34 protein-coding genes, 2 tRNA genes and 1 riboswitch are annotated in these 21,910 nt (G+C 69.0%); of the genes, 19 read left to right on the top strand and 17 right to left on the bottom strand.

Annotation, left to right across the window (positions count from 1 at the left end; translation table 11 throughout):
* The first annotated feature begins 47 nt into the window (after positions 1-47).
* The 4 genes from PYV02_RS05610 (at position 48) to PYV02_RS05625 (ending at position 2,802) form a co-directional block, all read left to right on the top strand.
* A complete protein-coding gene (locus PYV02_RS05610; RefSeq protein WP_275757029.1) occupies positions 48-458 on the top strand; it encodes a VanZ family protein in 411 nt (136 codons plus the stop codon).
* A 140-nt stretch (positions 459-598) separates the two neighbouring features.
* Positions 599-1,264 carry a M23 family metallopeptidase gene (locus PYV02_RS05615; protein ID WP_275757032.1) on the top strand — a complete coding sequence of 222 codons (666 nt, stop codon included), beginning with the start codon at positions 599-601 and terminating at the stop codon, positions 1,262-1,264.
* A 44-nt stretch (positions 1,265-1,308) separates the two neighbouring features.
* Positions 1,309-1,836: a hypothetical protein gene (locus PYV02_RS05620; protein ID WP_275757034.1), complete on the top strand. Its 528-nt coding sequence runs from the start codon at positions 1,309-1,311 to the stop codon at positions 1,834-1,836.
* Positions 1,837-1,974: 138 nt separating this feature from the next.
* On the top strand, positions 1,975-2,802 hold the full coding sequence (locus PYV02_RS05625) for a DUF3097 domain-containing protein (protein WP_275757036.1): 828 nt from the start codon (positions 1,975-1,977) through the stop codon (positions 2,800-2,802).
* 47 nt (positions 2,803-2,849) lie between these two features.
* Here PYV02_RS05625 and PYV02_RS05630 read toward each other — a convergent pair whose 3' ends face one another.
* Positions 2,850-3,116, bottom strand: coding sequence for a hypothetical protein (locus PYV02_RS05630; protein ID WP_275757038.1), 267 nt, complete (start codon positions 3,114-3,116; stop codon positions 2,850-2,852).
* A 135-nt stretch (positions 3,117-3,251) separates the two neighbouring features.
* Here PYV02_RS05630 and PYV02_RS05635 point away from each other — a divergent pair, with 135 nt between their 5' ends.
* On the top strand, positions 3,252-3,494 hold the full coding sequence (locus PYV02_RS05635; RefSeq protein ID WP_275757040.1) for a PspC domain-containing protein: 243 nt from the start codon (positions 3,252-3,254) through the stop codon (positions 3,492-3,494).
* On the opposite strand, the gene PYV02_RS05640 is transcribed toward PYV02_RS05635, so the two are convergent.
* Positions 3,484-4,305 carry a polysaccharide deacetylase family protein gene (locus PYV02_RS05640; protein ID WP_275757042.1) on the bottom strand — a complete coding sequence of 274 codons (822 nt, stop codon included), beginning with the start codon at positions 4,303-4,305 and terminating at the stop codon, positions 3,484-3,486. The genes PYV02_RS05635 and PYV02_RS05640 overlap by 11 nt on opposite strands.
* A 36-nt stretch (positions 4,306-4,341) precedes the next feature.
* On the opposite strand from PYV02_RS05640, the gene PYV02_RS05645 reads away from it, so the two are divergent.
* Positions 4,342-5,163, top strand: a complete 822-nt coding sequence (locus tag PYV02_RS05645) for a glycosyltransferase family 2 protein (protein ID WP_275757044.1) — start codon at positions 4,342-4,344, stop codon at positions 5,161-5,163.
* Between the two features lie 120 nt (positions 5,164-5,283).
* Positions 5,284-5,670: an SHOCT domain-containing protein gene (locus tag PYV02_RS05650; RefSeq protein ID WP_275757046.1), complete on the top strand. Its 387-nt coding sequence runs from the start codon at positions 5,284-5,286 to the stop codon at positions 5,668-5,670.
* Positions 5,671-6,067: 397 nt separating this feature from the next.
* Here PYV02_RS05650 and PYV02_RS05655 read toward each other — a convergent pair whose 3' ends face one another.
* Positions 6,068-6,574 (bottom strand): EXPERA domain-containing protein, encoded by a 507-nt coding sequence (locus PYV02_RS05655; RefSeq protein WP_275757048.1) that lies wholly within the window; start codon positions 6,572-6,574, stop codon positions 6,068-6,070.
* Between the two features lie 10 nt (positions 6,575-6,584).
* On the bottom strand, positions 6,585-7,502 hold the full coding sequence (locus PYV02_RS05660; protein ID WP_275757049.1) for an LLM class F420-dependent oxidoreductase: 918 nt from the start codon (positions 7,500-7,502) through the stop codon (positions 6,585-6,587).
* 18 nt (positions 7,503-7,520) lie between these two features.
* A riboswitch (TPP riboswitch) is annotated at positions 7,521-7,631 on the top strand.
* A gap of 23 nt (positions 7,632-7,654) precedes the next feature.
* Here PYV02_RS05660 and PYV02_RS05665 point away from each other — a divergent pair.
* From PYV02_RS05665 to PYV02_RS05680, 4 genes are read left to right on the top strand one after another with little or no spacing between them, the layout of a single operon-like run.
* Entirely contained in the window at positions 7,655-8,257 is a 603-nt protein-coding gene (locus PYV02_RS05665) for an ECF transporter S component (protein ID WP_275757051.1), read from the top strand.
* A 26-nt stretch (positions 8,258-8,283) separates the two neighbouring features.
* The gene (locus tag PYV02_RS05670) at positions 8,284-9,684 is read left to right on the top strand and encodes an ABC transporter ATP-binding protein (protein ID WP_275757053.1); all 1,401 of its coding nucleotides are present in this window, start codon (positions 8,284-8,286) and stop codon (positions 9,682-9,684) included.
* Positions 9,681-10,418 (top strand): energy-coupling factor transporter transmembrane component T family protein, encoded by a 738-nt coding sequence (locus tag PYV02_RS05675; RefSeq protein WP_275757055.1) that lies wholly within the window; start codon positions 9,681-9,683, stop codon positions 10,416-10,418. Before PYV02_RS05670 ends, PYV02_RS05675 begins: the two co-directional genes overlap by 4 nt.
* Positions 10,411-10,932 (top strand): nucleoside/nucleotide kinase family protein, encoded by a 522-nt coding sequence (locus tag PYV02_RS05680; protein ID WP_275757056.1) that lies wholly within the window; start codon positions 10,411-10,413, stop codon positions 10,930-10,932. The genes PYV02_RS05675 and PYV02_RS05680 overlap by 8 nt, the downstream gene beginning before the upstream one ends.
* Here PYV02_RS05680 and PYV02_RS05685 read toward each other — a convergent pair.
* From PYV02_RS05685 to PYV02_RS05715, 7 genes are all read right to left on the bottom strand, one after another.
* Positions 10,907-11,488 (bottom strand): hypothetical protein, encoded by a 582-nt coding sequence (locus PYV02_RS05685; protein WP_275757058.1) that lies wholly within the window; start codon positions 11,486-11,488, stop codon positions 10,907-10,909. The two genes, PYV02_RS05680 and PYV02_RS05685, sit on opposite strands and share 26 nt — an antisense overlap.
* Before the next feature lie 85 nt (positions 11,489-11,573).
* Positions 11,574-11,924 (bottom strand): metallopeptidase family protein, encoded by a 351-nt coding sequence (locus PYV02_RS05690; RefSeq protein WP_275757060.1) that lies wholly within the window; start codon positions 11,922-11,924, stop codon positions 11,574-11,576.
* Positions 11,917-12,495, bottom strand: coding sequence for a DUF2017 domain-containing protein (locus PYV02_RS05695; RefSeq protein ID WP_275757063.1), 579 nt, complete (start codon positions 12,493-12,495; stop codon positions 11,917-11,919). Before PYV02_RS05695 ends, PYV02_RS05690 begins: the two co-directional genes overlap by 8 nt.
* A complete protein-coding gene (gene clpS / locus PYV02_RS05700) occupies positions 12,492-12,782 on the bottom strand; it encodes an ATP-dependent Clp protease adapter ClpS (RefSeq protein ID WP_275757065.1) in 291 nt (96 codons plus the stop codon). Before clpS ends, PYV02_RS05695 begins: the two co-directional genes overlap by 4 nt.
* Positions 12,783-12,793: 11 nt before the next feature.
* Positions 12,794-12,869: transfer RNA gene (locus tag PYV02_RS05705), tRNA-His, on the bottom strand.
* A gap of 31 nt (positions 12,870-12,900) precedes the next feature.
* The gene (orn, locus tag PYV02_RS05710; RefSeq protein ID WP_275757066.1) at positions 12,901-13,521 is read right to left on the bottom strand and encodes an oligoribonuclease; all 621 of its coding nucleotides are present in this window, start codon (positions 13,519-13,521) and stop codon (positions 12,901-12,903) included.
* Between the two features lie 9 nt (positions 13,522-13,530).
* Positions 13,531-14,310 (bottom strand): SGNH/GDSL hydrolase family protein, encoded by a 780-nt coding sequence (locus PYV02_RS05715; RefSeq protein WP_275757068.1) that lies wholly within the window; start codon positions 14,308-14,310, stop codon positions 13,531-13,533.
* A gap of 138 nt (positions 14,311-14,448) precedes the next feature.
* Between PYV02_RS05715 and PYV02_RS05720 the strand changes: the two genes are divergently transcribed.
* The 4 genes from PYV02_RS05720 to PYV02_RS05735 all read left to right on the top strand — a co-directional run bounded on the left by PYV02_RS05720 (position 14,449) and on the right by PYV02_RS05735 (position 15,770).
* A complete protein-coding gene (locus tag PYV02_RS05720; protein ID WP_275757070.1) occupies positions 14,449-14,721 on the top strand; it encodes an oligoribonuclease in 273 nt (90 codons plus the stop codon).
* Between the two features lie 36 nt (positions 14,722-14,757).
* Positions 14,758-15,018, top strand: coding sequence for a thioredoxin domain-containing protein (locus tag PYV02_RS05725; protein ID WP_275757071.1), 261 nt, complete (start codon positions 14,758-14,760; stop codon positions 15,016-15,018).
* A gap of 262 nt (positions 15,019-15,280) precedes the next feature.
* A tRNA-Arg gene (locus PYV02_RS05730) sits at positions 15,281-15,352 on the top strand.
* A 19-nt stretch (positions 15,353-15,371) separates the two neighbouring features.
* Positions 15,372-15,770 carry a BP74-related protein gene (locus PYV02_RS05735; protein WP_275757073.1) on the top strand — a complete coding sequence of 133 codons (399 nt, stop codon included), beginning with the start codon at positions 15,372-15,374 and terminating at the stop codon, positions 15,768-15,770.
* On the opposite strand, the gene PYV02_RS05740 is transcribed toward PYV02_RS05735, so the two are convergent.
* The 4 genes from PYV02_RS05740 to PYV02_RS05755 form a co-directional block, all read right to left on the bottom strand.
* Positions 15,771-16,361 (bottom strand): hypothetical protein, encoded by a 591-nt coding sequence (locus tag PYV02_RS05740; RefSeq protein ID WP_275757075.1) that lies wholly within the window; start codon positions 16,359-16,361, stop codon positions 15,771-15,773.
* Positions 16,362-16,428: 67 nt separating this feature from the next.
* The gene (locus PYV02_RS05745; RefSeq protein ID WP_275757077.1) at positions 16,429-16,674 is read right to left on the bottom strand and encodes a hypothetical protein; all 246 of its coding nucleotides are present in this window, start codon (positions 16,672-16,674) and stop codon (positions 16,429-16,431) included.
* 38 nt (positions 16,675-16,712) lie between these two features.
* Positions 16,713-17,663 carry an EamA family transporter gene (locus tag PYV02_RS05750; RefSeq protein WP_275757080.1) on the bottom strand — a complete coding sequence of 317 codons (951 nt, stop codon included), beginning with the start codon at positions 17,661-17,663 and terminating at the stop codon, positions 16,713-16,715.
* Position 17,664: 1 nt separating this feature from the next.
* Positions 17,665-18,672 (bottom strand): aldo/keto reductase, encoded by a 1,008-nt coding sequence (locus tag PYV02_RS05755; protein WP_275757082.1) that lies wholly within the window; start codon positions 18,670-18,672, stop codon positions 17,665-17,667.
* A gap of 93 nt (positions 18,673-18,765) precedes the next feature.
* Here PYV02_RS05755 and msrA point away from each other — a divergent pair, with 93 nt between their 5' ends.
* Entirely contained in the window at positions 18,766-19,293 is a 528-nt protein-coding gene (msrA, locus tag PYV02_RS05760; RefSeq protein ID WP_275757083.1) for a peptide-methionine (S)-S-oxide reductase MsrA, read from the top strand.
* 62 nt (positions 19,294-19,355) lie between these two features.
* Positions 19,356-19,568: a methyltransferase gene (locus tag PYV02_RS05765; RefSeq protein WP_275757085.1), complete on the top strand. Its 213-nt coding sequence runs from the start codon at positions 19,356-19,358 to the stop codon at positions 19,566-19,568.
* Between the two features lie 75 nt (positions 19,569-19,643).
* On the opposite strand, the gene PYV02_RS05770 is transcribed toward PYV02_RS05765, so the two are convergent.
* Both PYV02_RS05770 and PYV02_RS05775 read right to left on the bottom strand, forming a co-directional pair.
* The gene (locus PYV02_RS05770; RefSeq protein WP_275757087.1) at positions 19,644-19,829 is read right to left on the bottom strand and encodes a hypothetical protein; all 186 of its coding nucleotides are present in this window, start codon (positions 19,827-19,829) and stop codon (positions 19,644-19,646) included.
* A 41-nt stretch (positions 19,830-19,870) separates the two neighbouring features.
* Positions 19,871-20,500 carry a hypothetical protein gene (locus tag PYV02_RS05775; RefSeq protein ID WP_275757089.1) on the bottom strand — a complete coding sequence of 210 codons (630 nt, stop codon included), beginning with the start codon at positions 20,498-20,500 and terminating at the stop codon, positions 19,871-19,873.
* A 377-nt stretch (positions 20,501-20,877) separates the two neighbouring features.
* Here PYV02_RS05775 and PYV02_RS05780 point away from each other — a divergent pair, with 377 nt between their 5' ends.
* Both PYV02_RS05780 and PYV02_RS05785 read left to right on the top strand, forming a co-directional pair.
* Positions 20,878-21,375: a single-stranded DNA-binding protein gene (locus PYV02_RS05780; protein WP_275757091.1), complete on the top strand. Its 498-nt coding sequence runs from the start codon at positions 20,878-20,880 to the stop codon at positions 21,373-21,375.
* Between the two features lie 53 nt (positions 21,376-21,428).
* Complete coding sequence (locus PYV02_RS05785; protein ID WP_275757093.1) at positions 21,429-21,902, top strand: DUF6993 domain-containing protein; 474 nt, start codon at positions 21,429-21,431, stop codon at positions 21,900-21,902.
* Positions 21,903-21,910: the final 8 nt, after the last annotated feature.

Raw genomic sequence — 21,910 nt, forward strand, 5'->3', positions numbered from 1 at the left:
CACGGTTCTCTCATCAAGCTCGGAGCGGGGTCTGCGACGATTCCGATATGTCCCGCGCGCGCTTCCTCACCAGCGTGATCGCGGCAGTGTACTTCGGGGCGATCATCGGCCTCACCTTCGTGCCCGGGTCCGCCGCGAACCGTTCGTCCCCACTGTGGCCGTTCGTGCTCTTCGTGCCGGTCGGGGTGCTGCTGCTCCTGCTGCTGGGCACCCGTCGGTGGTGGACGGCGCTCGGCTTCGGTGCGCTCGGCGCCGCGTGGGTGGAGGCCGCTCAGACCATCTGGATGCCCGTGGGGTATGCCGACGCCTGGGATGTGGTCTGGGCATCCGTCGGTGTCGGTACGGGCGTGCTGCTGGCGGTCGTCGCCGTGCGTCTGCGCAACCGGTCGATGCGTTCTCATGGGGCTCCCAGCATGATCGCGCAGGCTGGTGGCAGGGAGATTCCCAGGGCCGAGTGAGCCTCCGACGCGTTCCATCCGTCGGATAGCAGCCATCCGGTATCCGCTGAGCACCCGCCCGAGGGGTGCCTGACCCTGACCGTGTCGTGCCGATGTTGCGCGACGTGCGCCCGTGTGCGCGAGATCCGAAAGCTCCAACTGTGCTCCGTCGTTCCCCCGATTCGTCTTCGCCTGCCCGCCGCATCAAGCATCACCTCGGTGTGCTCAACGCCCAACGCGGCCTCGTCGTCTTCACGGCGTTCGCCGCCGTGGCCGCGTTCACCGCGCTTCCCGCGGCCTCCGCCGCGCTCACCCCTGAGCCGGTCGCCGTCATGGCGGTGCAGACCCTCAAGGTGCCGTCCACGGCGCTCGAGCCGCTGGTGCAGCGGGACGCCTTCGGTATCTCCAACTACAGCGTCGTGCAGTGGCCCGTCGCGCCCGGCACGGAGATCACCAGCTACTTCGGCTATCGCTCCTGTGACGGATGCTCCACCGATCACCTCGGCATCGACTTCACCCCCGGCGCCGGCACTCCCGTGCCCGTCATCGCGGACGGCGTCGTCACCGAAGCCGTCTACGAGGGCGTCTACGGCGTGCACGTGATCGTGCAGCACGAGATCAACGGCGTCACCGTCAGCACCCTCTACGCGCACCTGGAATCCGGCTCGATGGCGGTCTCGGTCGGTCAGCAGATCAAGCGCGGCACGATCGTCGGCGCGGTCGGCTCGACGGGACAGTCCACCGGTCCGCACCTGCACTTCGGGGTGCTCATCGGCGAGGACTACATCGACCCCTATCCGTGGCTGCTGGCCAACGTGAACATCTAGCCGGTTCACGGCATCCGTCAAGCTGGAATCCCTAGCGTGATGCCATGAGAACCGACGACGACATCGCGATCGAGCGCTACCGCTACCTGCTGCGCACGGCACCGCCGGAGACCATCGAGCAGGTGCACGCGGAGGCCTTCGAGAAGCTGACCCCCGAGCAGCGTCGCAAGGTCTACGAGGAGCTCAGCCGCAATGCCCTGCCCGGCGAGCAACCGCGCGGTGAGGACGCCCAGTCGCTCGCGTCGGCGGCGACCCGCTCCGAGTTGCGCCAGCCAGGCACGCTCGAGCGCTCGTTCCAGGGGCCGAGCTTCCTCAGCATGGTCGGCAGCTCGCTGCTCGGCACCGTCGCCGGGTACGTCATCGGTTCTGCGATCGTCTCCGCCTTCATGCCGGATGCCACGCCCGCCGACACCGCGAGCGACACCGGCGCCGACAGCAGCGGTGACACCACCGGCGACACGGGTGCGGAAACCGGCGGCGACTACGCCTCGGCCGACGCCGGTGGTGGCGATTTCGGCGGGGGGGACTTCGGCGGCGGCGGATTCGACTTCGGCGGGGACTTCGGCTTCTAGCCGCTTCGCCATACGTGCTCGCCGCTTCGCCATTGCGGAGGACGACACGCCGTGGCATCCGCACGCCGCGTGCTGCGCGCGGCGTGTCGTCCTCCGCAATGGTGCACGCGGGCTCGGGATGCCACGTACCCTCGTCGGGTGACCGATGACCGCTACGGCTCCGACGTGCTCGCCGGCTTCCGCAGGCAGCGCGGCCCGAGCGTCGCGCCTCGGCTGAGCGTGGAGCCTGGGCTCGTCGTGGAGACCACGACGGGCTTCGTCGGCGCCGTGGTCGCGCACGCGAACGGACTCGTCGAGCTCGAGGACCGCCACGGCACGGTGCGCAGCTTTCCGCTCGGCACCGGATTCCTCGTCGATGGCGCACCGGTGGAGCTCGTCAAGCCCGTGGCCGCCGCCGCTGGGCCCAAGCGCACGGCATCCGGATCCCTCGCCGTCGCCGAGCAGCGCGCCCGCACCGCGCTGCCGAGCCGCATCTTCGTGGAGGGCCGTCACGATGCCGAGCTCGTCGAGCGCATCTGGGGCGACGACCTGCGCATCGAGGGCGTCGTCGTCGAGTACCTCGAGGGCGTCGACCACCTGCCGGCGGTGCTGCGCGAGTTCCGGCCGGGCCCCGCGCGCAAGGTCGGGGTGCTCGTCGACCACCTGGTGCCAGGCTCGAAGGAGAGTCGCATGGCGGATGCCGTGATGACCGAGTTCGAGCACGTGCTCGTGGTGGGGCATCCCTTCATCGACGTCTGGCAGGGGGTCAAGCCCCAGCGTCTCGGCATCGCCGCGTGGCCCGTGGTGCCGCGGGGTGTCGAGTGGAAGCACGGCGTGTGCGAGGCGCTCGGCTGGCCGCACGAGACCCAGGCCGACATCGCTCGCGCGTGGCAGCACATCCTGTCGAAGGTGGGCGGGTTCACCGACCTCGAGCCGGCGCTGCTCGGCCGCGTCGAGGAGCTGATCGACTACGTGACGGCGGGCTAGGCGGGCACGCCGCGCACGGACTCGCTGCAGTGCCGGCTGCCGGGCCCCTACCCGCGGGCGCGGTGGGCGCCGTCGACCATGGCGACCGCGACATCCCACGACAACGACTGCCCGACCTCGACGGCGCGACCCAGGTCGCTGCCGTGCAGGGCCACGTAGACGTTGCCGACGCGTTCGACGAAGCCCATGGTGTGCGTACTGGAGAGCACGCAGTACAGGTCGTCGCGAAGCAGGGCGATCGAGGGCTCGTCGGGCTGACTGCGCACCAGCTTCTCCCGTCGAGCGTCGACCCGATTGAGTTCAGATATCGACACGCGCACCTCCCCAGGGCTGACCCCTAGAACGGGGGTAGAAGTATCACACCACCCCTCGTGCGGAAATGGAAGGGCTTGACGACTCGGGGGTTAGCCCGATGGTGGCTCCCAACGAAGAGTGGCATCGTTGCCGTCATGAGCATCAGCGCATCACCCGTTCTGCAGCGTCCCCGAACCGGCCGCATCCTCGCCGGCGTCTGCGCCGGACTCGCCAACCGCTTCGGCTGGAACGCGAACGTCGTCCGGCTGCTGTTCGTGCTGTCGTTCCTGCTGCCCGGGCCGCAGTCCATCGCCTACATCGTCATGTGGATCGTCATCCCCAACGAGCCGCTGCCCACCCAGGTGCAGGCGCCGGCGGCGCGCGAACCTATGGCCTGAGGAACACGTCGTCGAGCGTGACGGGCACCAGTCCGCGCGCGCGGATGAGGTCGGCGAGCTCCGCGAAATGGCGGGTGACCGTGAGGAAGTTCGCGTGGCCGATGACGATGTGCTGCGGCAGCATCCAGCGCGTGGCGAACTCCATGAGCTGGGCGTCGCTGATCTCGCCGGAGTCGGCGAGCGATCCGTACCACATCACCGGCTGGCTGTAGCCGATGCCGGATGCCACCACCGCGACCCGTTCGTCCAGATACCCGAACGGCGGCCGATAGTAGGGCCGCGCTTCGACCCCGTAGGTATCGCGGATGAACGCGTCGTTGGACAGCAGCTCGTCCTCGATCTCGGCGTCCGAGCTGCTCGTGAGGTCGACGTGCGACCAGGTGTGATTGGCCAGCTGCACCTGTCCGGAGGCGACGAGCGGCCGCAGGGCGTCGGCGTTGTCCGTCCAGGCGGGCCGTGAGCCGTTGAGGAAGAACGTCAGCCGCATCCCGGAGTCCTGGGCCCAACGAGCGTAGGCGGCGACGACCTCGGTGCTGGCGCCATCGTCCACGGTCAGGGCGAGCAGGTTGCCTTCTCCGGGCAGGTCGTACAGGGTGCCCCACGGCAGCGGCTCGCGCGCCAGGTTCGGCGGCAGGAAGCGCTTGGGCATCGGGAACGGGGCGGGCACGGGCCGTGGAAAGCGTCGCGGCACGCCGAAATGCCGGGGAAGCACCGGCGGGGGAGGCGGCGCGAGCGCATCGCTGAGCACCCCACCGCCCACCGCGGCGACGGCGGCCAGGGCGGAGAGGCCGAGGAACACTCGTCGGTCCACGACCCATACGGTAGTGCCTCGGGTAGGTTGGTCACCATGGCCACGCTGCCGACCGTTTCGATCGTCATCCCCGCCTACAACGAGGAAGCCACGATCGCCGCCTGCGTGCTCGCCGCGCTCGACCAGACGGTGCCCGCCGACGAGATCATCGTGGTCGATAACAAGTCGACGGATGGCACCGCCGCGGCCGTGCGCTCGCTGCAGGCCGCGCATCCCGACGCCCCCATCATCCTGTTCAGCCAGGACGCCGTTCAGGGACTCATCCCCACGCGCAACTTCGGGCTCGATCGAGCCCAGTCCGAGGTGGTCGGGCGCATCGACGCAGACTCGGTGCTCGAACCGACCTGGGTCGAAGAGGTGCAGAAGGCCTTCGCCGACCCGGCGGTGGCGGCCTGCACGGGCCCGGTGATCTACTACGACATGCCGCTGCGTCGCTGGGGGCACAAGACCGACGACCTGCTGCGCCGCACCCTCATCAAGATCACCCGCGACTACCACCTGCTGTTCGGCAGCAACATGGCGCTGCGTGCCTCGGCGTGGCGGCAGATCCGCGACGAGGTGTGCCTGGATGCCGCCGACGAACTGCACGAAGACGTGGACATCTCCATCCACCTGCACGAGCACAAGCTCAAGGTCACCTATTCCAGTGGCATGGTCACCGGGATGTCGGCGCGGCGCCTGGATGACAACCCCCGTGAGTTCACCAGCTACGTGATGCGTTTCGAGCGCACCTACCAACGGCACAAGGTGCGCAGCCTCGCCCTGCGGGCGCCGATGGCCGTCTTCCTCTCCGCCTACCCCGCACTCAAGGCGATGCGCGCCAACGAACTTCGCAAGGCGGCCAACGCCGCGCAGTGACCCCCGCTTTGGGGAGCACGGTCCGCCTTTCCTCGGCGACCGTGAGGAGTAGCGTCCTCGGTGCGCGCGAACGTGCGCACCACCTCAAGGCGCCTCACGGCGCGAACGGAGCATGCACACATGGGTTTCTGGGCCAACCTCTGGGATTTCCTGGGCTTCTTCCTCTGGGCGTTCGTCTTCATCGCCTACCTGATGGTGCTGATCTCCATCGTCAGCGACGTCTTCCGCGACCACGAGCTCAAGGGCTGGGCGAAGGCGCTCTGGATCGTGTTCTTGATCTTCGTGCCCTTCCTCACGGCGCTGGTCTACCTGATCGCGCGCGGGGGCGGCATGGCCGCGCGCAGCCAGAAGGCGCAGTCGCAGTGGCAGGCGCAGACGGACGACTACATCCGCTCGGTGGCCGGGGCCACGCCGACCGACCAGATCGAGAAGGCGAAGGCGCTGCTCGACGCGAAGGCGATCACCAAGGAGGAGTTCGAGACGCTCAAGGCCAAGGCGCTCGCCTGAGCCGACCGTGACGCCGCAGTTGCGGGAGCACCGCCGTTCGTGCGCGCCGATCCGGTGCCACGAACGGCGGTTCGTTCATGGCCGGCGCCACGCGACGTCGAGGCATTCGTTTCTCGCCTTTGTGAGCGCCCGACCGCCCGCGACATAGCGGCTGGGATCGGAGAGCGAATCCTCATCTGAGTTCGCGAACAGGCTCATCGGCGCCGCTCCGCTTCGTCGCTCCGCTCTATGCGCCGAGTGTGCGGTTCTTGTGGGTCGTTAGCCCGCGCACCCACAGAAACTGATCACTCGACGGCAACGGGATGCCGCGGCGCCCCTGATCGGCGCCGCCGACGTTCAGCAGCGTCGATGCCGCAGCACCACTTCAAACGACAGCCGCACCAAACCTGTGGCATGCCTAGAACTTGCGCGTGAACGGCAGCGGCTTGCGCATGCGGATCAGCAGCAGCAGCGGCACGAGCACGTACGGCAGGTTGAACGCCAGGAACTTGGCCGGGTTCTGGGTCTGGAACTCCGGCTCGCCGAAGAACTCGACGCCGAACACGATGATGCCCGTGATGCCCGCGATCATGGTCGCGTAGATCACGGCGGGCAACTGAATCCAGTTCCAGCCCTTGAGCAGCGCGGGCACGAGCACGAAGTAGAACAGCATGTAGACGAAGGCCGAGAGGCCCGTGACGATGCGCATCCACACCGGCGGGTTCATGAACAGCGGGTCGGCGTCGTGGGCGTACCAGTAGTTCGAGTCCACGAGGAACTGGCCGGTGGGCTGCGTGAAGTCGATGCCGAGCGTCGGCAGCATGTCGGCGATGCAGCTCGTGACGATGAACAGGGTGAAGAACACCGCGAACACGATGTCGATGGGACGCTTGCGCAGGGGCAGGTTCGGGATGCTCTCGGTCACGGCGACCAGCCTAGAGGTGCGGCACGATCTCCCGCGCCAGGTAGTCCAGCTGGTCGAGATCGTGGAAGTCGAGCACCTGGAAGTAGATGCGGCTGATGCCGGCCTCCCGCAGCTCGCCCAGCCGGTCGATCACCTCGGCGGCGGTGCCGCCGAATCCGGTGGCGCGAACCCGGGATGCCGTGGAGCCCGCGCGCTCGGCCCTGCGCTGCACGGCATCCTCGGTCGCACCCACGGCCGTCGTGCCCGCGATCGACATCACCATCGACGCCGGGTCGCGGCCGATGCGCTCGCACGCCTCACGCACACGTGACAGCCGCTCGCCGAGCACGTCGGGCGCGGAATAGAAGCCGTTGAACTCGTGCGCGTACTTCGCGGCGAGCGCGGGGGTGCGCGAGGCTCCCGCGCCGCCGATGATGATCGGCAGCGGCGACTGCACGGGCTTGGGCAGCGCGGGGGCATCGGTGAGGTCGTAGTGACGGCCGTGGAACGAGTACGTCTCACCGACCGGCGTCGCCCAGAGCCCGGTGACGATCTCCAGCTGTTCCTCGAACGGCGCGAAGCGCTTCGCGGGGAACGGGATGCCGTACGCCCGGTGCTCCGCCTCGAACCACCCGGTGCCGAGGCCCAGCTCCACGCGCCCGCCGGACATCTCATCCACCTGGGCGACCTGGACCGCCAGCAGTCCCGGCCAGCGGAACGTCGCCGACGATACGAGCGTGCCCAGCCGGATCGTGGAGGTCTCGCGCGCGAGTCCGGCGAGCGTCACCCAGGAGTCGGTCGGTCCCGGCCCGTGGTCGGACGCCATCGTGAGGAAGTGGTCGGAACGGAAGTAGGCGTCGAAACCGAGCGACTCGCTCGCCCGTGCGAGGGCGAGCTGCTGCTCGTAGGTGGCGCCGTTCTGGGGTTCGGTGAAGATGCGGAAGTCCACCACACGAGCCTATGCTGGTGCGCGAACCACGGGAGTCCGGTGATCCGGGCTGAGAGGGAGCCAAGAGAAGCTCCGACCGTCGAACCTGATCTGGATCATGCCAGCGCAGGGAGGACCTCTACGAAACCCGTGCCTATCGAAAGGCACGTCGCATGACGAACACCATCCCCACCTCCACCACTGCCTGGCGCGTCGTCGACATCGTCGTCGCCGCGGTCGTCGCGGTCGCCTGCGGGGTGATCTTCTTCGGCTGGAACCTCGCCTCCGACTGGGTCACCGACCCGCTCTCCGCGCTGCTTCCCGGCCTGCAGGGCCTCGGCTACGGGGTCTGGCTGATCGGGGGTCTGCTCACGGCGGTGATCGTGCGCAAGCCCGGGGCCGCGCTGTTCGGCGAGGTCGTCGCGGCGAGCGTCTCCGCCCTGCTCGGAGCCCAGTGGGGGCTCCTGACCCTCGAGAGCGGCCTCGTGCAGGGGCTTGCGGCCGAGCTGATCTTCCTCGCGTTCCTGTACCGGGTGTGGAGCCTGCCGGTCGTGATGCTCGCGGGCGCGGCATCCGGTCTCGCGATGGCGGTCAACGACCTCGTGCTCTGGTACGCGGGCGCCGATGCGCTGTTCGCGACCGTGTACGTGATCTCGTGCGTCGTCAGCGGCGCCGTCGTGGCGGGGCTGCTCTCCTGGCTGCTCGCGCGCGGCCTGGCTCGCACCGGCGCGCTCAGCCGGTTCGCCGCCGGGCGTGAGGGCGCGGTGCGGGTCTGACCGCGTCATCGCTTCGCGCCGCTGAGGTGCAGGCCTCGGGCTGGGGCTGGCGGCACGCCGCCCGCCTCGCCTGGGCGACCCGCGGCCTCGATCTGCGCATCGAGCCGGGGGAGCGCGTGCTGCTGCTGGGCGCATCGGGCGCGGGCAAGTCGACGCTGCTGCGCGCCCTCGCCGGAGTGCTCGGGGCCGACGAGGGGGAGCAGGAGGGCTCGCTGACCATCGACGGCGAGGCGCCCGCAGCAGCACGGGGTCGCGCGGGGCTCGTGCTGCAGGACCCGGACTCGCAGGTGATCCTCGCCAGGGTGGGCGACGATGTGGCGTTCGGCTGCGAGAACCTCGGCGTGCCGCGCGAGCAGATCTGGCCGCGGGTTGCCGAGGCCCTCGAGGCCGTTGGGCTGGATGTCGCGCTCGACCGTTCCACGTCCGCGCTCTCCGGCGGCCAACGTCAGCGGCTCGCGCTCGCCGGGGTGCTCGCGATGCGACCCGGGCTGCTGCTGCTGGACGAGCCGACCGCGAACCTCGACCCCGCCGGCGTCGTGGAGGTGCGGGATGCCGTCGGCCGCGTGCTCGACGCCACCGACGCCACGCTCGTGGTGGTCGAGCACCGCGTCGCCACCTGGCTGCCGATCGTGGACCGGGTGGTCGTGCTCGCACCGGAGGGGGTGGTCGCGGACGGGAGTCCCGACGCGGTGCTCGGGTGGCGGGGCGCGGAACTGGCGGCGCAGGGGATCTGGGTGCCGGGGCATCCGCCCGCCCGTCCCGCCCGTCTGCCGGAGGCGGGCGAGCCGCTGCTGGAGGCCCGCGAGCTGGTCGTCGGGCGCGAGAGGGTGCCCGTGCGCGAGGGCATCGACGTCACCGCGCGGGCCTCGCAACTGCTCGCGGTGACGGGGCCGAACGGGGCGGGCAAGTCCACGCTGGGCCTGACCCTGGCTGGACTGCTGCCGCCGGTCGGCGGTGAGTTGCGGGCGACCGACGTGCTCGCTGCCGGCGCCGGGCCGAGCCCGCACCGCTGGCGCTCCCGCGAACTGTTGACTCGCATCGGCACGGTGTTCCAAGATCCGGAGCACCAGTTCCTCGCCCGCACGGTGCGCGAGGAACTCGAAGTCGGGCCGCATGCGCTCAAGGCGCCCCGGCCCGAGCTCGTCGACGAGCTGCTCGAACGGCTGCGGCTCACCCGGCTCGCGAAGGCGAACCCGTTCACCCTCTCCGGTGGCGAGCAGCGGCGGCTGAGCGTCGCGACGGCGCTTGCGACCCGTCCGCGGCTGCTCGTGCTCGATGAGCCCACGTTCGGGCAGGATGCCGTCACCTGGGCCGAGCTCGTCGCCCTCATCGCCGAGCTGCTCGCCGAGGGCACCGGCGTCGTCGCGGCCACCCACGACGCCGAGTTCGTCGACGCGCTCGCGGGCGCACGGCTGGAGCTGTCGTGAACCCGGTCGCGAAGCTCGCGGCGGCGGCCGTGCTCGCGGTGTGCCTGGTGCTGACGATCGACCCCGTCTCGGCGGGGGTGGCCCTCGTGCTCGAGCTCGCGCTGTTCCCGCTGCTGGGCATCCCGTGGGCGACATTCTGGCGTCGCACCCTGCCGGTGTGGATCGCGGCTCCCTTGACCGCGCTCACGATCGCCCTCTACGGCCGCACCTCCGGCACCGTCTACGTCGAGTTCCTGTTCGTGCGCATCAGCGACGGGTCCCTGGAATTCGCACTGGCGACGCTGCTGCGCGTGCTGGCGATCGCCCTGCCCGCCGTCGTGCTGTTCGCCACCATCGACCCGACCGACCTCGCCGACGGGCTGGCGCAGGTGCTGCACCTGCCGCCGCGGTTCGTGCTCGGCGCGCTGGCCGGGGTGCGGCTGATGGGGCTCGCGATGGACGACTGGCGCTCCGTCGCGCTCGCCCGCCGTGCGCGCGGGGTCGCCGATCGCGGCGTCATCCGCCGGTTCTTCGGCCAGGCGTTCACGCTGCTCGTGCTGTCGTTGCGGCGCGCGAGCACGCTGGCCACGGCGATGGAAGCCCGCGGCTTCGGGGCCGTAGGCCCGCGCACGTGGGCGCGCGAGTCGCGGTGGGGCGCCCGGGAGTGGCTGCTCGTCCTCGTCGGCGCGGCCATCGGCGGCATCGCGCTGACCGCGGCGATCCTCACCGGAAACTGGCGGCCCCTGATTGGCTGAACGTCTGCTCATCGACGGTCGCTCCGGCTCGGGCAAGAGCGAGCTCGCGACCGCGCTCGCCGAGCACCTCGGCTGGCAGCTGCTGCGCCTCGACGACGTCTACCCGGGCTGGGACGGGCTGGATGCCGCAAGCCGATCCCTGCCGCGGATCCTCAGCACCGGCCGCTGGCGCCGCTGGGACTGGGCCGAGGGGGCCCCGGACGGGTGGGGCGAGCTCGATGCGGACGGGCCGCTCATCGTCGAGGGTGTCGGGGCGTTGAGCAGGGCATCCCGACCGCTCGCGACGGCCGCGATCTGGGTCGAGCTCGACGCGGACACCCGCAAGCGGCGCGCGCTCGAACGCGACGGCGCCGTCTACGCCCCGCACTGGCAGCGCTGGGCGGCGCAGGAGGAGGCGTTCATCGCCCGCGAGCATCCGCAGCGTCTGGCCGACTTCGTGGTCTCCGGGCGGTCGGCGACGCGCGCGCTGCGCACGGTTCAGCGTCGGCTCAGCCGGTGGTCCACTTCTGGGTGATCGTCGACCCGCGCGGGTGCACCGTCAACGTGGTGCCGTCGCAGGTGAGCTCGAGTCCCACGGTGTCGTCGAAGGCGATGTTGGGCAGGCCGAACGGCACCTGCTCGAGCTCGGCGCCGCCGCTCTCGGCCTTCGTCTCGACCTCGACATCGTCCGTCCAGCGGCGGGGGATCGCGACGTCGGCGTTGATGTACACCTTGCCCTCCGCGCTGCCGACCTGCGTCTGGGTGATGGTGGTCGGCGCCTCGGCCGTGCCGGTCGTGACCGTGATCGCGAGGTCGCTGGTGACGCTCACCACGCTGTCCATGCCCCAGTCGATCGTCTTCGTTCCGGCGGCATCCACTGCGGTGACGGCGTGGTCGCGCTGCAGCACCGCCAGCAGCTGGGTCGCGAGGTCGGCGGTGTCGAGGGTCCAGGTGTGGCCCATCGTGCAGCGTGCGACATCCGAGAGCACGACCTCGTCGGCGGGTGGCTCCAGCAGAGCGCAGCCGGAGAGGCCGCCCATGAGGAGGGTCGCCGAGGCGGCGACGAGCGCGGTGCGTGATCTCGAGAACATGGCCCTCCCCGGTCATGATCGTGGCAACCTGCATCCTACGGCCTCGCACCTGGCGACCGGCTCCACGCCGCCCGCCTGCGCGCCGTCAGCCCCAGCCGAGCTCGTGCAGTTGCTCGTCGTCGATGCCGTAGTAGTGGGCGATCTCGTGCACCAGGGTCACGTGGATCTGGTCTTTGAGGTCATCGAGATCCTCCGCGATCGCGAGCAGCGGTTCGCGGAACAGGATGATGCGATCCGGCAGCTCCCCGAAGCCGTACTGGCCGCGGTCGGTGAGCGCGACACCGTCGTAGAGCCCGAGCAGGTCGAGCGAGCCGTCTTCGGGCCGGTCCTCGGTGACGAAGATCACGTTGTCGAGGCCGTCGACCATGTCGTCCGGCAGCAGGTCGAGCTCGTCGATCACGAGGCGTTCGAATTCCTCGGCGCTCAACTCAGGCATCCGCGGCATCCCGTTCGTCGAGGGACGACGACACGCAGTCGACGAGGGAGCCCTGCAGGTAGCCCAGCCAGTCGTAGATCGTCAGCATCGCCAGATCCGATTCGTCGTCCGCGCGCCCCTCGTCGCCGTCCTCCACGATCTCCAGTCGCGCCGCCAGGGTCAGCCGCAGATCGGTGAGGGTGCGCAGCCACGCCTGCACGGCGGCCTCGTCGAGTCGCACGACCACCGGGCTGCGCTCCGAGTCGAGGTCGGCGGCGACGCGGCGCGCGTTCTGGATCTTGCGGTCCACGATTCCGCGCTCGGTGAGGTGCCGGTGCTCGGATGCCGCGTCCGGGTCTTCCAGGTAGGCGTCGGGCAGCAGCCGAGCCAGCGCCGGGTCGAGGGGAGCGTGCTCGCCGCCGCCGATGCCGGCCTGCGCGTAGAGCATCGCCGCGGCATCCCCCTGCACTTGCTGAGTGGTGCGGTCGAGCAACATGGCGACGAGTTGGCCGCTCAGGTTGCGCAGTGCCGCCGCTTCGTCGGCGGTGAGCCGTGCAGTGACGCCGCCGCCGTCGCGAACGAAGGGGATCATGCGTCGGCCTTGCTGAGCGTGGCCCAGAGGCCGTAGTCGTGCATCGCCTCGACGTGCCGTTCCATCTGCTCGCGCCCGCCGGTGGCCACGACGGCCCGGCCCTCGTGGTGCACGAGCAGCATCAACCGCTCGGCCTCGGCCGCGGAATAGCCGAAGTAGCTGCGGAACACGTAGCTGACGTAGTTCATGAGGTTCACCGGATCGTTCCACACGATGGTCACCCACGGTCGATCCGGGAGGCCGAGCCGGTCGAGATCCTCCACGGGACTCTCGACGAGCTCGGCCACCGGCTACCTCCTGGGGTGATCGACGGGACTCGAACCCGCGACATCCGGCACCACAAGCCAGCGCTCTACCAACTGAGCTACGACCACCATGCGCTGCGAAGCAGCGACGACAAGTGTATTACAGCCCTGGAGTGAACCTGGTCACGATCTGCGCAGAGATCGCCTGCACCTCGTCGGTGGTCGGTCCGGGTTCCGGTACGAACGCGGCGGCGCGGTAGTAGGCGAGCTCGCGGATCGACTCGCGGATGTCGGCGAGGGCGCGGTGGCCGCCGTCTTTGACGGGCGCGTTGAAGTACACCCGCGGGAACCAGCGCCGGGAGAGTTCCTTGATCGACGACACGTCGATGCTGCGGTAGTGCAGGTGCGCATCCACGCGCGGCATGTACTTGGCCAGGAACGTGCGGTCGGTGCCGATCGTGTTGCCCGCCAGGGGCGCCGATTGCGGGGTCGGCACGAACTTCAGGATGTACTCGTTCACCGCGAACTCGGCGTCGGCCAGCGAGACGCCGTTCGGGATGTCGTCGAGCAGGCCGCTCTCGCGATGCATCGCGGTGACGAAGTCGCCCATGTTGTCGAGGGCGGCCTGATCGGGCTTGATCACGATCTCGAAACCGGGGTCCACCGGCACCAGGTCGTAGTCCGTGATGACCACGGCGACCTCGACGAGCTCGTCGACGGTGATGTCCAACCCCGTCATCTCGCAGTCGATCCACACGAGCAGGTCCGAGCTTGAAGACATGCCCGCAGTCTACTGCGGGGGTGTGATCGCGATCAGGCCGGGGAGCTTGGGGTCCCGCCCGTCACCGGTGGAGCGGCGGCGCAGGCGTCGAGCGAGCCAGGGCAGGGCGTGTCGTTGCATCCACCCCACCGTGCCGAGCGACGTGCTCGACGGCGCGGGTGCGGTGCGCGCGCCGAACTCGTAGTAGGGAACCCCGAGCGCGTGCGCCGCCTTGCTCGCGAGCAGCCGATGGCCGGCCGGGGTCAGGTGCACGCGGTCTTCGGCCCACATCGCCGAGGACTGCAGTTCACGCGCGCCCCAGAGGTCGAGCGTGAAGGTGCCGTGCGTGCGGGCGATGCTCCACAGGTTGGCGTTGAACACGGCGGCCCGCCCGCGGAACGGCTTGAGGAAGAAGGCGAACCGCGGGTCGAAGCAGGTCGCCAACAGTACGTCGGCGCCGGCCGCCCGCAGTTGCGCGACACCGCTCTCCACGTCGGCGGCGAGGGCATCCGGGTCGGCCTTCGCGCTCATGAGGTCGTTGCCCCCGATGAGGATGGATGCCAGGTCCGCCTGCAACTCGATGGCGCGAGGCACCTGCTCCTCCACCACGTGCCGCACGCGGCGCCCGCGCACCCCCAGGTTCGCGTACTCGAAGGGGTTGCCGCGCAGCCGAGCGTTGCCGTCGAGGATCGTCGCGAGCCGGTCCGCCCAGCCGAACCACGGCTCCCCGGAGCCGATGATGGGATCGCAGAAGCCCTCGGTGATGGAGTCGCCGAGTGCGACGTACCGGTGCCACTGCGTGAGGCTCACGAGACCAGTGTGTGGATGCCACCCGGCGCGGGCCAGTGCGCCGCGGGCGGTATCACCGGATGTGCACCCAGTGTTCCCGCGCGGTACACCGGGCGGGAGCCGTTCGCCGCGGGGGCCCCGGGATCGTAGGCTGGGGTCATGAGCGAAAACCCCACCCTCGCCAAGGGCGACGAGTACATCGTGTTCTACTCCGGCGGCCCCTACGACGGTCAGTCGGACACGCGCATCTCCACCGATGGCACGTGGGAGACCGAGATCACCGTGATCGCCGCATTCGACGGCAAGGAGACGCAGCTCGACTACGTCGGGCCGGTCGCCAAGCAGGTCGGCGAGCAGGTGCAGGTCACCTACACGTGGGACCAGCCGGACAGCGACCCGATCGAGGCGCTCGACGAGCGCGGCGAGGTCTAGGGGAATCGTCGGACGACCGCGCCGGTTGGCCTAGGCGTGAAGGTCTCGTTCTATTCCTCGGCATTCTGTGAACCGTGCATGATCACGCGCTCGGTGCTGGCGGAGGCGGCGCGGCTCGTGCCCGCGGCATCCGTGGTCGAGCTGGATGTGGCGCGGTCCGAGCCGCAAGCGCAGGCCGACGGCATCCGCGTGACCCCGACGGTGATCATCGCCTCGGATGACGGCACCGAGGTGTTCCGCGCCGAGGGCGCTCCCACGCTGAACCAGGTGCTCGTCGCGCTGGCGAAGGCGGTCTAGGCCTTTCGGTTCGATCGCGCGGCCCGCTTCGGCGGTCCCGTCCGCGTCGATCGCTCTGCCCGGCTCTGCGGCCGGTGGCTCACGCCCCCCCCGCAGACGTTCGCAGAATCAAGGACAACGTCCTTGATTCTCCGAGTCCCTTTGACGCAAGGGGCGGGCGGGCAAGCGGCAGGTGCGATGGGACCGGAGGGGTCGGCCGCGAGGTGCTTGGGGGCCGGGAGCGGCCGAAAGCGGTATTCTTGGGCCGCGCATGGAGGGTCCTCCCCCCGTAGCTCAGTGGAAGAGCACGCGGTTTCTACCCGCATGGTCGGGGGTTCGAATCCCTCCGGGGGGACTCTCGCTACAGTGATCGCATGAAGCGCCTGATGATGCTCTCCGTCGCTGCGCCCGGCGTGGCCATGCTCCTTGTCGGATGCACCGCTACCGGTCCCACCGTCGCGACCTTCGAGGTCGCCGGCCAGCAGACCTTCAAGATCGAACTCGCGACGCCCGAGCTCATTCAGCACGCGAAGGATCTGATGGCGGGTTCGGAGGAGGGGCGCATCCCGGTCGGCACGATCGTGCGAGACGACCCGAGCGTCAACGCACCATGGTCGTGGCACATCGATCCGGCCACGCTCGAGTTCGCCGACGCCACCATCGAGGTGTGCGACGGCCTGCCCGAGTACGTCGAAGACGGCACGCTCACCTCGGACACCTACTGCCCGTGGTCGGCCGAGGTGATCGAGATCACTGGGCCGGGTGCGGATTAGCTAGCGGTCGACGGTCACCGGCACGGCTTCGGTCTGCTGGCTGGCCGCCCACTCGCGCTGCTTGGTGGTGAGTTCGTCCTCCGCGCTCGGAGTCTCGTACTTCCAGGCCGCCAGGTCTTGGGCGAACAGGCGTCGTGCCTTCGCGGGCTTGTTCTGCCAGGCGATCAGGCCGTCCTGCAGGTCGGCGAGGTCCTGCTCGGCCTGAAAGCTGAAGTTCGCGGAGTTCTGGCGCAGGGTCGCGAGGTGGTGCGCCGCCCAGTCCGCGGCGAGGGCCGCGCCATCGACGGGCAACAGGCGCACGCGCACCTCGGCCTCGCTGGCCTGGTGGTCGACGTGATCCTTCTCGCTCGCCGAGAGCGTGCTCCAGGTGGCCGCCTTGCGTCCGGCCGCGAGCAGGGATGCCACGGCCGCCGCCTTGTGCTGCCGATCCTGCTGCGCGATCAGCCGCTTCGTCGAGCCGCGCGCGATCAGCCCGGCGATGAGGCCCGCGGCGAGGATCGCGATGAAGGGCAGGATCGCTCCGGTGATGATGCGCCAGCCTTCGCTCGAGCCCGCCCACCTGACGATGTCGTTCCACCAGTCCTGGATCATGCAGGCACTGTAACCCCGGGCTCGCGCAGCGACGGTCAGCGACAGGCCGGTGCGGCGAACCCACGGCTCAGAAGCGGAAGCAGTCCATCGCGTCGTCGAAGCGCCAGAACTCGCCGACGGCGAGGAATCGGCGCTGCCGTGGCAGCATGCGGCGGGCGCCGAACCGATCGCCGGCGGCGGTCGTGGTGCGGTCGACGTATCCGAGCACCTCGCCGTCCGCGCGGGTCACGCGCCACAGGTCGTCGTGCAGTTGCACGCTGACGACGCCCGAGCGCGTCGCGGTGTTCAGCGGGGCGAAATCCAGAACGGTCACGATCGATCCTCTCCTGTGCTGTGCTTGCACATTCGAAGCTATGTTCGACCACCGACATCCGGATTCGCGAGCGCGAGGTCGGCATCCACGACCCGTCCGCGGCGAGCGGTCTGGGCCAGCACGATGCCGGCGAGCACGACCGCGGCGCCGACCAGTTGCACCGGACCGAGCCGCTCGCCCAGCCACAGCCAGGCCACGGCGAACGCGAAGATCACCTCGGAGGAGGCGAGCACCCCGGCGGCGGTGGCCTTGAGCCGCCCGATGGCCGAGAACGACAGCAGGAACGGCAGGAACGAGCCCATCACCACGAGCCAGGCGAGCGGCACCCACAACGGCAGCACGACCTCCGCGAGATTGCCGGTGAGGGAGACCGGGTGCGTGAGGATCGCGGGATCGATCGCCCACCATCCGCTGAAGAAGGCCCAGAACAGCGCCGCGAACCCGCCGGTCCAGAAGGCGACCGCGAGCGGGCTCGTGGCGGTGACCTGACGTTCGCCGACCAGGAAGTAGATGGAGAGGGTGAGGGCCGCGGCGAGCGCCATGATCACGCCGAACGGGTCGAGGTGGCTCGCCCACACCTGCGCGACGAGCGCCAGACCGGCCAGCACGAGGCCGATCGCGATCCACAGACGCGCCCGCACCTGCTCCTTGAAGAACAGGAACGCCACGAGCGCGACGATGAGCACGGCGAGGTACTCGAACAGCAGGGCGATGCCCACCGGCAGCAGCTGCACCGCATAGGCGTAGGTGACCTGCAGCAGGGCCACACCGAAGACGCCGAGCACGGCCATGATGCCGATCTGCTTCAGCGGCAGGCGGAACGCCGAGCGGTCGACGACGAGCAGGATGGCGCCCGCGATCAGGAAGGTGCCGAGCGTGCGGAACTGGGTCACCTGGGTCGGGCTCAACCCGCTCTCGATCACGACCTTCGTGACGCTGCCGTTCGCGCCGAACAGCAGGGCCGCGAGCAGCCCGAAGAGATAGCCCACCTCAGCGGCGCATGCCGGTGCCGTGCACCGCGAACGGCTCGATCGCCGCGATCTCCTCGGCTGTCAGGGCGGGGGAGTCGAGGGCGGCGAGGTTGTTCTCCAGCTGGGCCACGCTCGAGGCACCGATGAGCGCACTCGTGACCTCGGGAATGCGCAGCACCCAGCTCAGCGCGAGCTGCGCAAGGCTCTGTCCCCGCGCCTCGGCGATCGCCGTGAGCCCGCGCGCTCGGTCGAGGTACTCGTCCGTGATGTTGCGCGCGTCGATCCAGCGTCCCTCCGCGGCACGCGAGTCCGCGGGGATGCCCGTGAGATACCGATTCGTCAGCATGCCCTGGGCGAGCGGCGAGAACACGATGCTGCCGATGCCGAGCTCGTCGAGCACGGGGAAGAGTCCGTCTTCGATGTGCCGGTCGAACATGTTGTAGCGGGGCTGGTGGATGGTGAGGGGCACCTTGTGCTCGGCCAGGGCCGCGAACGCCGCGCGCGTCTGCTCGGGGTTGTAGTTGGAGATGCCCACGTAGAGCGCCTTGCCGGCGTGCACGGCGGAGGCGAGCGCCCCCATCGTCTCCTCGATCGGGGTGTCGGGATCGGGCCGGTGCGAATAGAAGATGTCGAAGTACTCGAGGCCGGTGCGCTTCAGGCTGGCATCCAGGGAGGACAGCAGGTACTTGCGCGAGCCCCACTCCCCATAGGGCCCCGACCACATGTCGTAGCCGGCCTTGCTCGAGACGATGAGCTCGTCGCGGTAGGGCGCCAGGTCTTGCGCGAAGATCGTGCCGAAATTGGTCTCGGCGGAGCCGGGCGGCGGTCCGTAGTTGTTGGCGATATCGATGTGCGTGACGCCGAGGTCGAAGGCGCGACGGATGATCGCCCGCTGCGTCTCGAGCGGTCGGTCCGCGCCGAAGTTGTTCCAGAGTCCGAGCGAGATGCGGGGCAGCTTGAGGCCGCTGCGACCGGTGCGGGCGTAGGTCATGGAGTCGTAGCGCGTGGTGGCGGCGTCGTAGGGCATGGGTTCAGCCTAGGGAATGCCACCGATGGTGGAACGGTTGTTCTCTTTGGTGGCCCCACCGCATCCCCTCCAGTAGAAAGTTAGGCTCACCCCATGCACACCTTCGTTCTCGCCGGCGGCTGTTTCTGGTGTCTCGACGCCGTCTATCGCACCCTCGACGGAGTCAAGGACGTCGTCTCCGGCTACACCGGCGGCACCACCGTCCACCCCTCCTACGAGGCCGTCTGCACCGGCACCACCGGTCACGCCGAGGCCGTCGCCGTCACGTTCGACCCGGAGGTCATCCCCGACGACGTGATTCTCGACGTGTTCTTCAGCCTGCACGACCCGCGCCAGCTCAACCGTCAGGGCAACGACGTCGGTACCCAGTACCGCTCCGCGATGTTCTACGCCGACGACGAGCAGAAGGCTCAGTTCGAGGCGGCGCGCGACCGTGCCGCGGAGTATTGGGATGGCGGCATCGTCACCGAGATCGCGCCGCTCGGAGAGTGGTACCGCGCCGAGGAGTACCACCAGGACTTCTTCGCGAAGAACCCGGGTCAGGGCTACTGCATGGCGGTGGCGCTGCCCAAGGTCAACAAGATCCGCAAGTCGTTCGCGAAGTACGTGCTCGCGTCGTGATCGCCTGAAGGTTCCCTGTCGAGGGGTTCCTTCTCGCGGCATCCCGGCGTAGCGTCGCCGGTATGAGTGAAACGACACTGACCGGGCAGACCTGGGTGGCTTTCGGCTCCAACGGCGCCGTCGGATCCATCCACCGCACGAGCGAGGGATTCACCTTCAAGCGGCTCGGCGATGATGCGTTCCGCGGCACCTTCGACACGCTCGACGGGGCCAAGGGCGCGCTCCACGCCGCGTTGCCTGCCGGTTCCGACTGGCCGGATTTCCGCGAGCACTAGGTCTGCTCCACAACCGACACCGACGGCGCCGCTCCTCCCCAGAACCGGGGGAGGACGGCGCCGTCGTCGTGTGTGCTACGCGCCTCGGCGCCTCAATAGGACGGTCACGATGAAGCCCACTGCTGCGACCGCGGCCGTAATGAACAGGGTGGTGACGTTCATCGTGATCAGATACGCGAGTACGCCGACCAGCGCGAGTGCTGCGGCGACGAGGAGGCCCACCAGCCAGGGGCGTCGATTGGCCAGGTTTCCTTCAGTCATGAGTTTCCTCCAAGGTGCGACATCGACTACTGAGCGAGGTCTTATCCACCGGACTTCTCCGTGACCCCGTTCCAGAGCCCCTTGATCTGAACCCACTGGTTGACACACGAGGGGGCAGGGATGTCATTGCAGAAGAGACCCATAGTGTACGACGTGTGACCACCGTTGGGCCGGCCGCCTTCCGTTGAATAGGCGTCCCAGTCGTTGACCACGCCGTTGAAATACCACCCGAATCCCGAACCCGTAGTTATGTAGTCACTGATCGCGGAGACAGACAGGCCAGTGGCATTGAATGACTTGTGCATCGTGATCCGGGTAAGTGCACCGCCGAACGCGTTGTACCAGATCTGGTCGTGCGAGGTCGAGACTACTGCGAGAGGCACAGGTTCCCCCTGAGCTTCCAGGGTTGCCGCTTCGTCCTCCGTCGGCTGACGTGTCGACTGCTCGTACTGTTGTTCAGTCGTGACTGGTATTGACTCGACGAGGCCAGCGTCCCACGCTGCGCGCGCCCATGTCTCGTCAACTCCGAGTGCCATGGCTGCGGATACGAGTTCTTCCTCGGTCCACCCGTTCACCGCTGCATCGTCTGCGGCGGCGGGCAGTGCCGGAATTGCGACAAGCACGACGCCAACCACGATCGACGCCAGAGCTTTCTGCTTTCTCGATCCCATAAGGCGATCTCCCTTCTCTTCGTGTGATGTTTCCTATGGAAAGGCTCACAGGTGCGCCACCCCGTGTTCAGTCGTGACAAGTGACGACTGTCGCGATGGCGAGATTCGACGTAGCGTTGAAAGGCTGGGCTATTCAGACCAATCGGAATCGCGGTACCCAGTGCGACGCACCCCGGAGTTCCGCGAGCACTAGGTCTGCTCCACAACCGACACCGACGGCGCCGCTCCTCCCCAGAACCGGGGGAGGACGGCGCCGTCGTCGTGTGTGCTGTCCACACTGGTCGAACGGATCCCGGGGCGGCTTCCCGGCACGAGTGCCGCACCCGGGGTCCGACCTTTCGACCACGCAGATCCTCGACCAGCCAGGGAGCCAGCTCATGTCCGACACCATCACCCTCACCGGCATCGTGGCCACCGAACCGCGCCACCTCGTCACTAAGGAGGGACTGCCGATCACTTCGTTCCGGCTCGCCTCCGCGCAACGGCGTTTCGATCGCGCGCAGGAACGCTGGATCGATGCCGACACCAACTGGTACACGATCACCACCTTCCGGCAGTTGGCGATCAACGCGGCGGGCTCCCTCCTCAAGGGCGAGCGCGTGATCGTGACCGGCCGTCTGCGCATCCGCGAGTGGGAGAGCGGGGAGCGCACCGGCGTCAACGTGGACATCGAGGCGGATGCGATCGGCCACGACCTGCTGTGGGGCACCTCGAAGTTCACCCGCAGCATCGCCTCGACCGCGAAGGCGGCCGATGCCGCCGCCGAAGCCGCGACCGGCCAGACCGAGTCCCAGCCGAGCGAGGCGACGGAGTCCGCCGTGGCCTCCGAACGTTCCGCTCCGTACGACGAACCGGTCGCCGCACTGCCGTACTGACCACCGGCTCACCGTAGAATCCTCATGACGGCCGCCTGGCCGACGGAGGACTCATGCCCAGCACTCGCGCACCGCTCGCGGTCACGGCCGTGGTCGCGGTGCTCGCGCTCGCCGGTTGCGTGCAGGGCCCACCGGCGCCGACCCCGACCGCGGTGCCGACCCCGTCGTCGAGCCCCACCAGCGTGACCAATGAGCTCAACCCCGTGCTGCGGCCGGGAGCGTCTGCGGCGGCGAACCAGCAGTTCTTCGACGCCACCAACCAGGCACTGCAAGCGGCGGCGGGCAAGTCCGACGGCCGCACCATCGTCGACAACCTCGTGAACGCGGGTTTCGTGAAGGCCGACATGGAGGTCACCTACGACTCCACTGCGCTCGGCATCGCCGCCGACTCGATCATCGTCTCGGTGCGCATCGGCGACGAGTGCCTCATCGGGCAGTTCGCCCCCTCCTACTACCGGGGCGACCTGGTGCCCCTGCTGGGCACCGGCAAGTGCCTGGTCGGGTTGCAGCGTCCGATCGACTGGTAGTCGCCTCC

The sequence above is a fragment of the Antiquaquibacter metalliresistens genome (assembly GCF_029211225.1).
Lineage (GTDB): Bacteria > Actinomycetota > Actinomycetes > Actinomycetales > Microbacteriaceae > Rhodoglobus > Rhodoglobus metalliresistens.

Coding starts and splice junctions, on each gene's coding strand:
- PYV02_RS05785 (WP_275757093.1), top strand. CDS start 21,429: ATGCCCAGCACTCGCGCACCGCTCGCGGTCACGGCCGTGGTCGCGGTG.
- PYV02_RS05735 (WP_275757073.1), top strand. CDS start 15,372: ATGAAGCGCCTGATGATGCTCTCCGTCGCTGCGCCCGGCGTGGCCATG.
- PYV02_RS05610 (WP_275757029.1), top strand. CDS start 48: ATGTCCCGCGCGCGCTTCCTCACCAGCGTGATCGCGGCAGTGTACTTC.
- PYV02_RS05685 (WP_275757058.1), bottom strand. CDS start 11,488: ATGTTCTCGAGATCACGCACCGCGCTCGTCGCCGCCTCGGCGACCCTC.
- PYV02_RS05635 (WP_275757040.1), top strand. CDS start 3,252: ATGAGCATCAGCGCATCACCCGTTCTGCAGCGTCCCCGAACCGGCCGC.
- PYV02_RS05665 (WP_275757051.1), top strand. CDS start 7,655: ATGACGAACACCATCCCCACCTCCACCACTGCCTGGCGCGTCGTCGAC.
- PYV02_RS05690 (WP_275757060.1), bottom strand. CDS start 11,924: ATGCCTGAGTTGAGCGCCGAGGAATTCGAACGCCTCGTGATCGACGAG.
- PYV02_RS05755 (WP_275757082.1), bottom strand. CDS start 18,672: ATGCCCTACGACGCCGCCACCACGCGCTACGACTCCATGACCTACGCC.
- PYV02_RS05765 (WP_275757085.1), top strand. CDS start 19,356: ATGAGTGAAACGACACTGACCGGGCAGACCTGGGTGGCTTTCGGCTCC.
- PYV02_RS05650 (WP_275757046.1), top strand. CDS start 5,284: ATGGGTTTCTGGGCCAACCTCTGGGATTTCCTGGGCTTCTTCCTCTGG.
- msrA (WP_275757083.1), top strand. CDS start 18,766: ATGCACACCTTCGTTCTCGCCGGCGGCTGTTTCTGGTGTCTCGACGCC.
- PYV02_RS05695 (WP_275757063.1), bottom strand. CDS start 12,495: ATGATCCCCTTCGTTCGCGACGGCGGCGGCGTCACTGCACGGCTCACC.
- PYV02_RS05740 (WP_275757075.1), bottom strand. CDS start 16,361: ATGATCCAGGACTGGTGGAACGACATCGTCAGGTGGGCGGGCTCGAGC.
- PYV02_RS05620 (WP_275757034.1), top strand. CDS start 1,309: ATGAGAACCGACGACGACATCGCGATCGAGCGCTACCGCTACCTGCTG.
- orn (WP_275757066.1), bottom strand. CDS start 13,521: ATGTCTTCAAGCTCGGACCTGCTCGTGTGGATCGACTGCGAGATGACG.
- PYV02_RS05720 (WP_275757070.1), top strand. CDS start 14,449: ATGAGCGAAAACCCCACCCTCGCCAAGGGCGACGAGTACATCGTGTTC.
- PYV02_RS05780 (WP_275757091.1), top strand. CDS start 20,878: ATGTCCGACACCATCACCCTCACCGGCATCGTGGCCACCGAACCGCGC.
- PYV02_RS05770 (WP_275757087.1), bottom strand. CDS start 19,829: ATGACTGAAGGAAACCTGGCCAATCGACGCCCCTGGCTGGTGGGCCTC.
- PYV02_RS05775 (WP_275757089.1), bottom strand. CDS start 20,500: ATGGGATCGAGAAAGCAGAAAGCTCTGGCGTCGATCGTGGTTGGCGTC.
- PYV02_RS05645 (WP_275757044.1), top strand. CDS start 4,342: ATGGCCACGCTGCCGACCGTTTCGATCGTCATCCCCGCCTACAACGAG.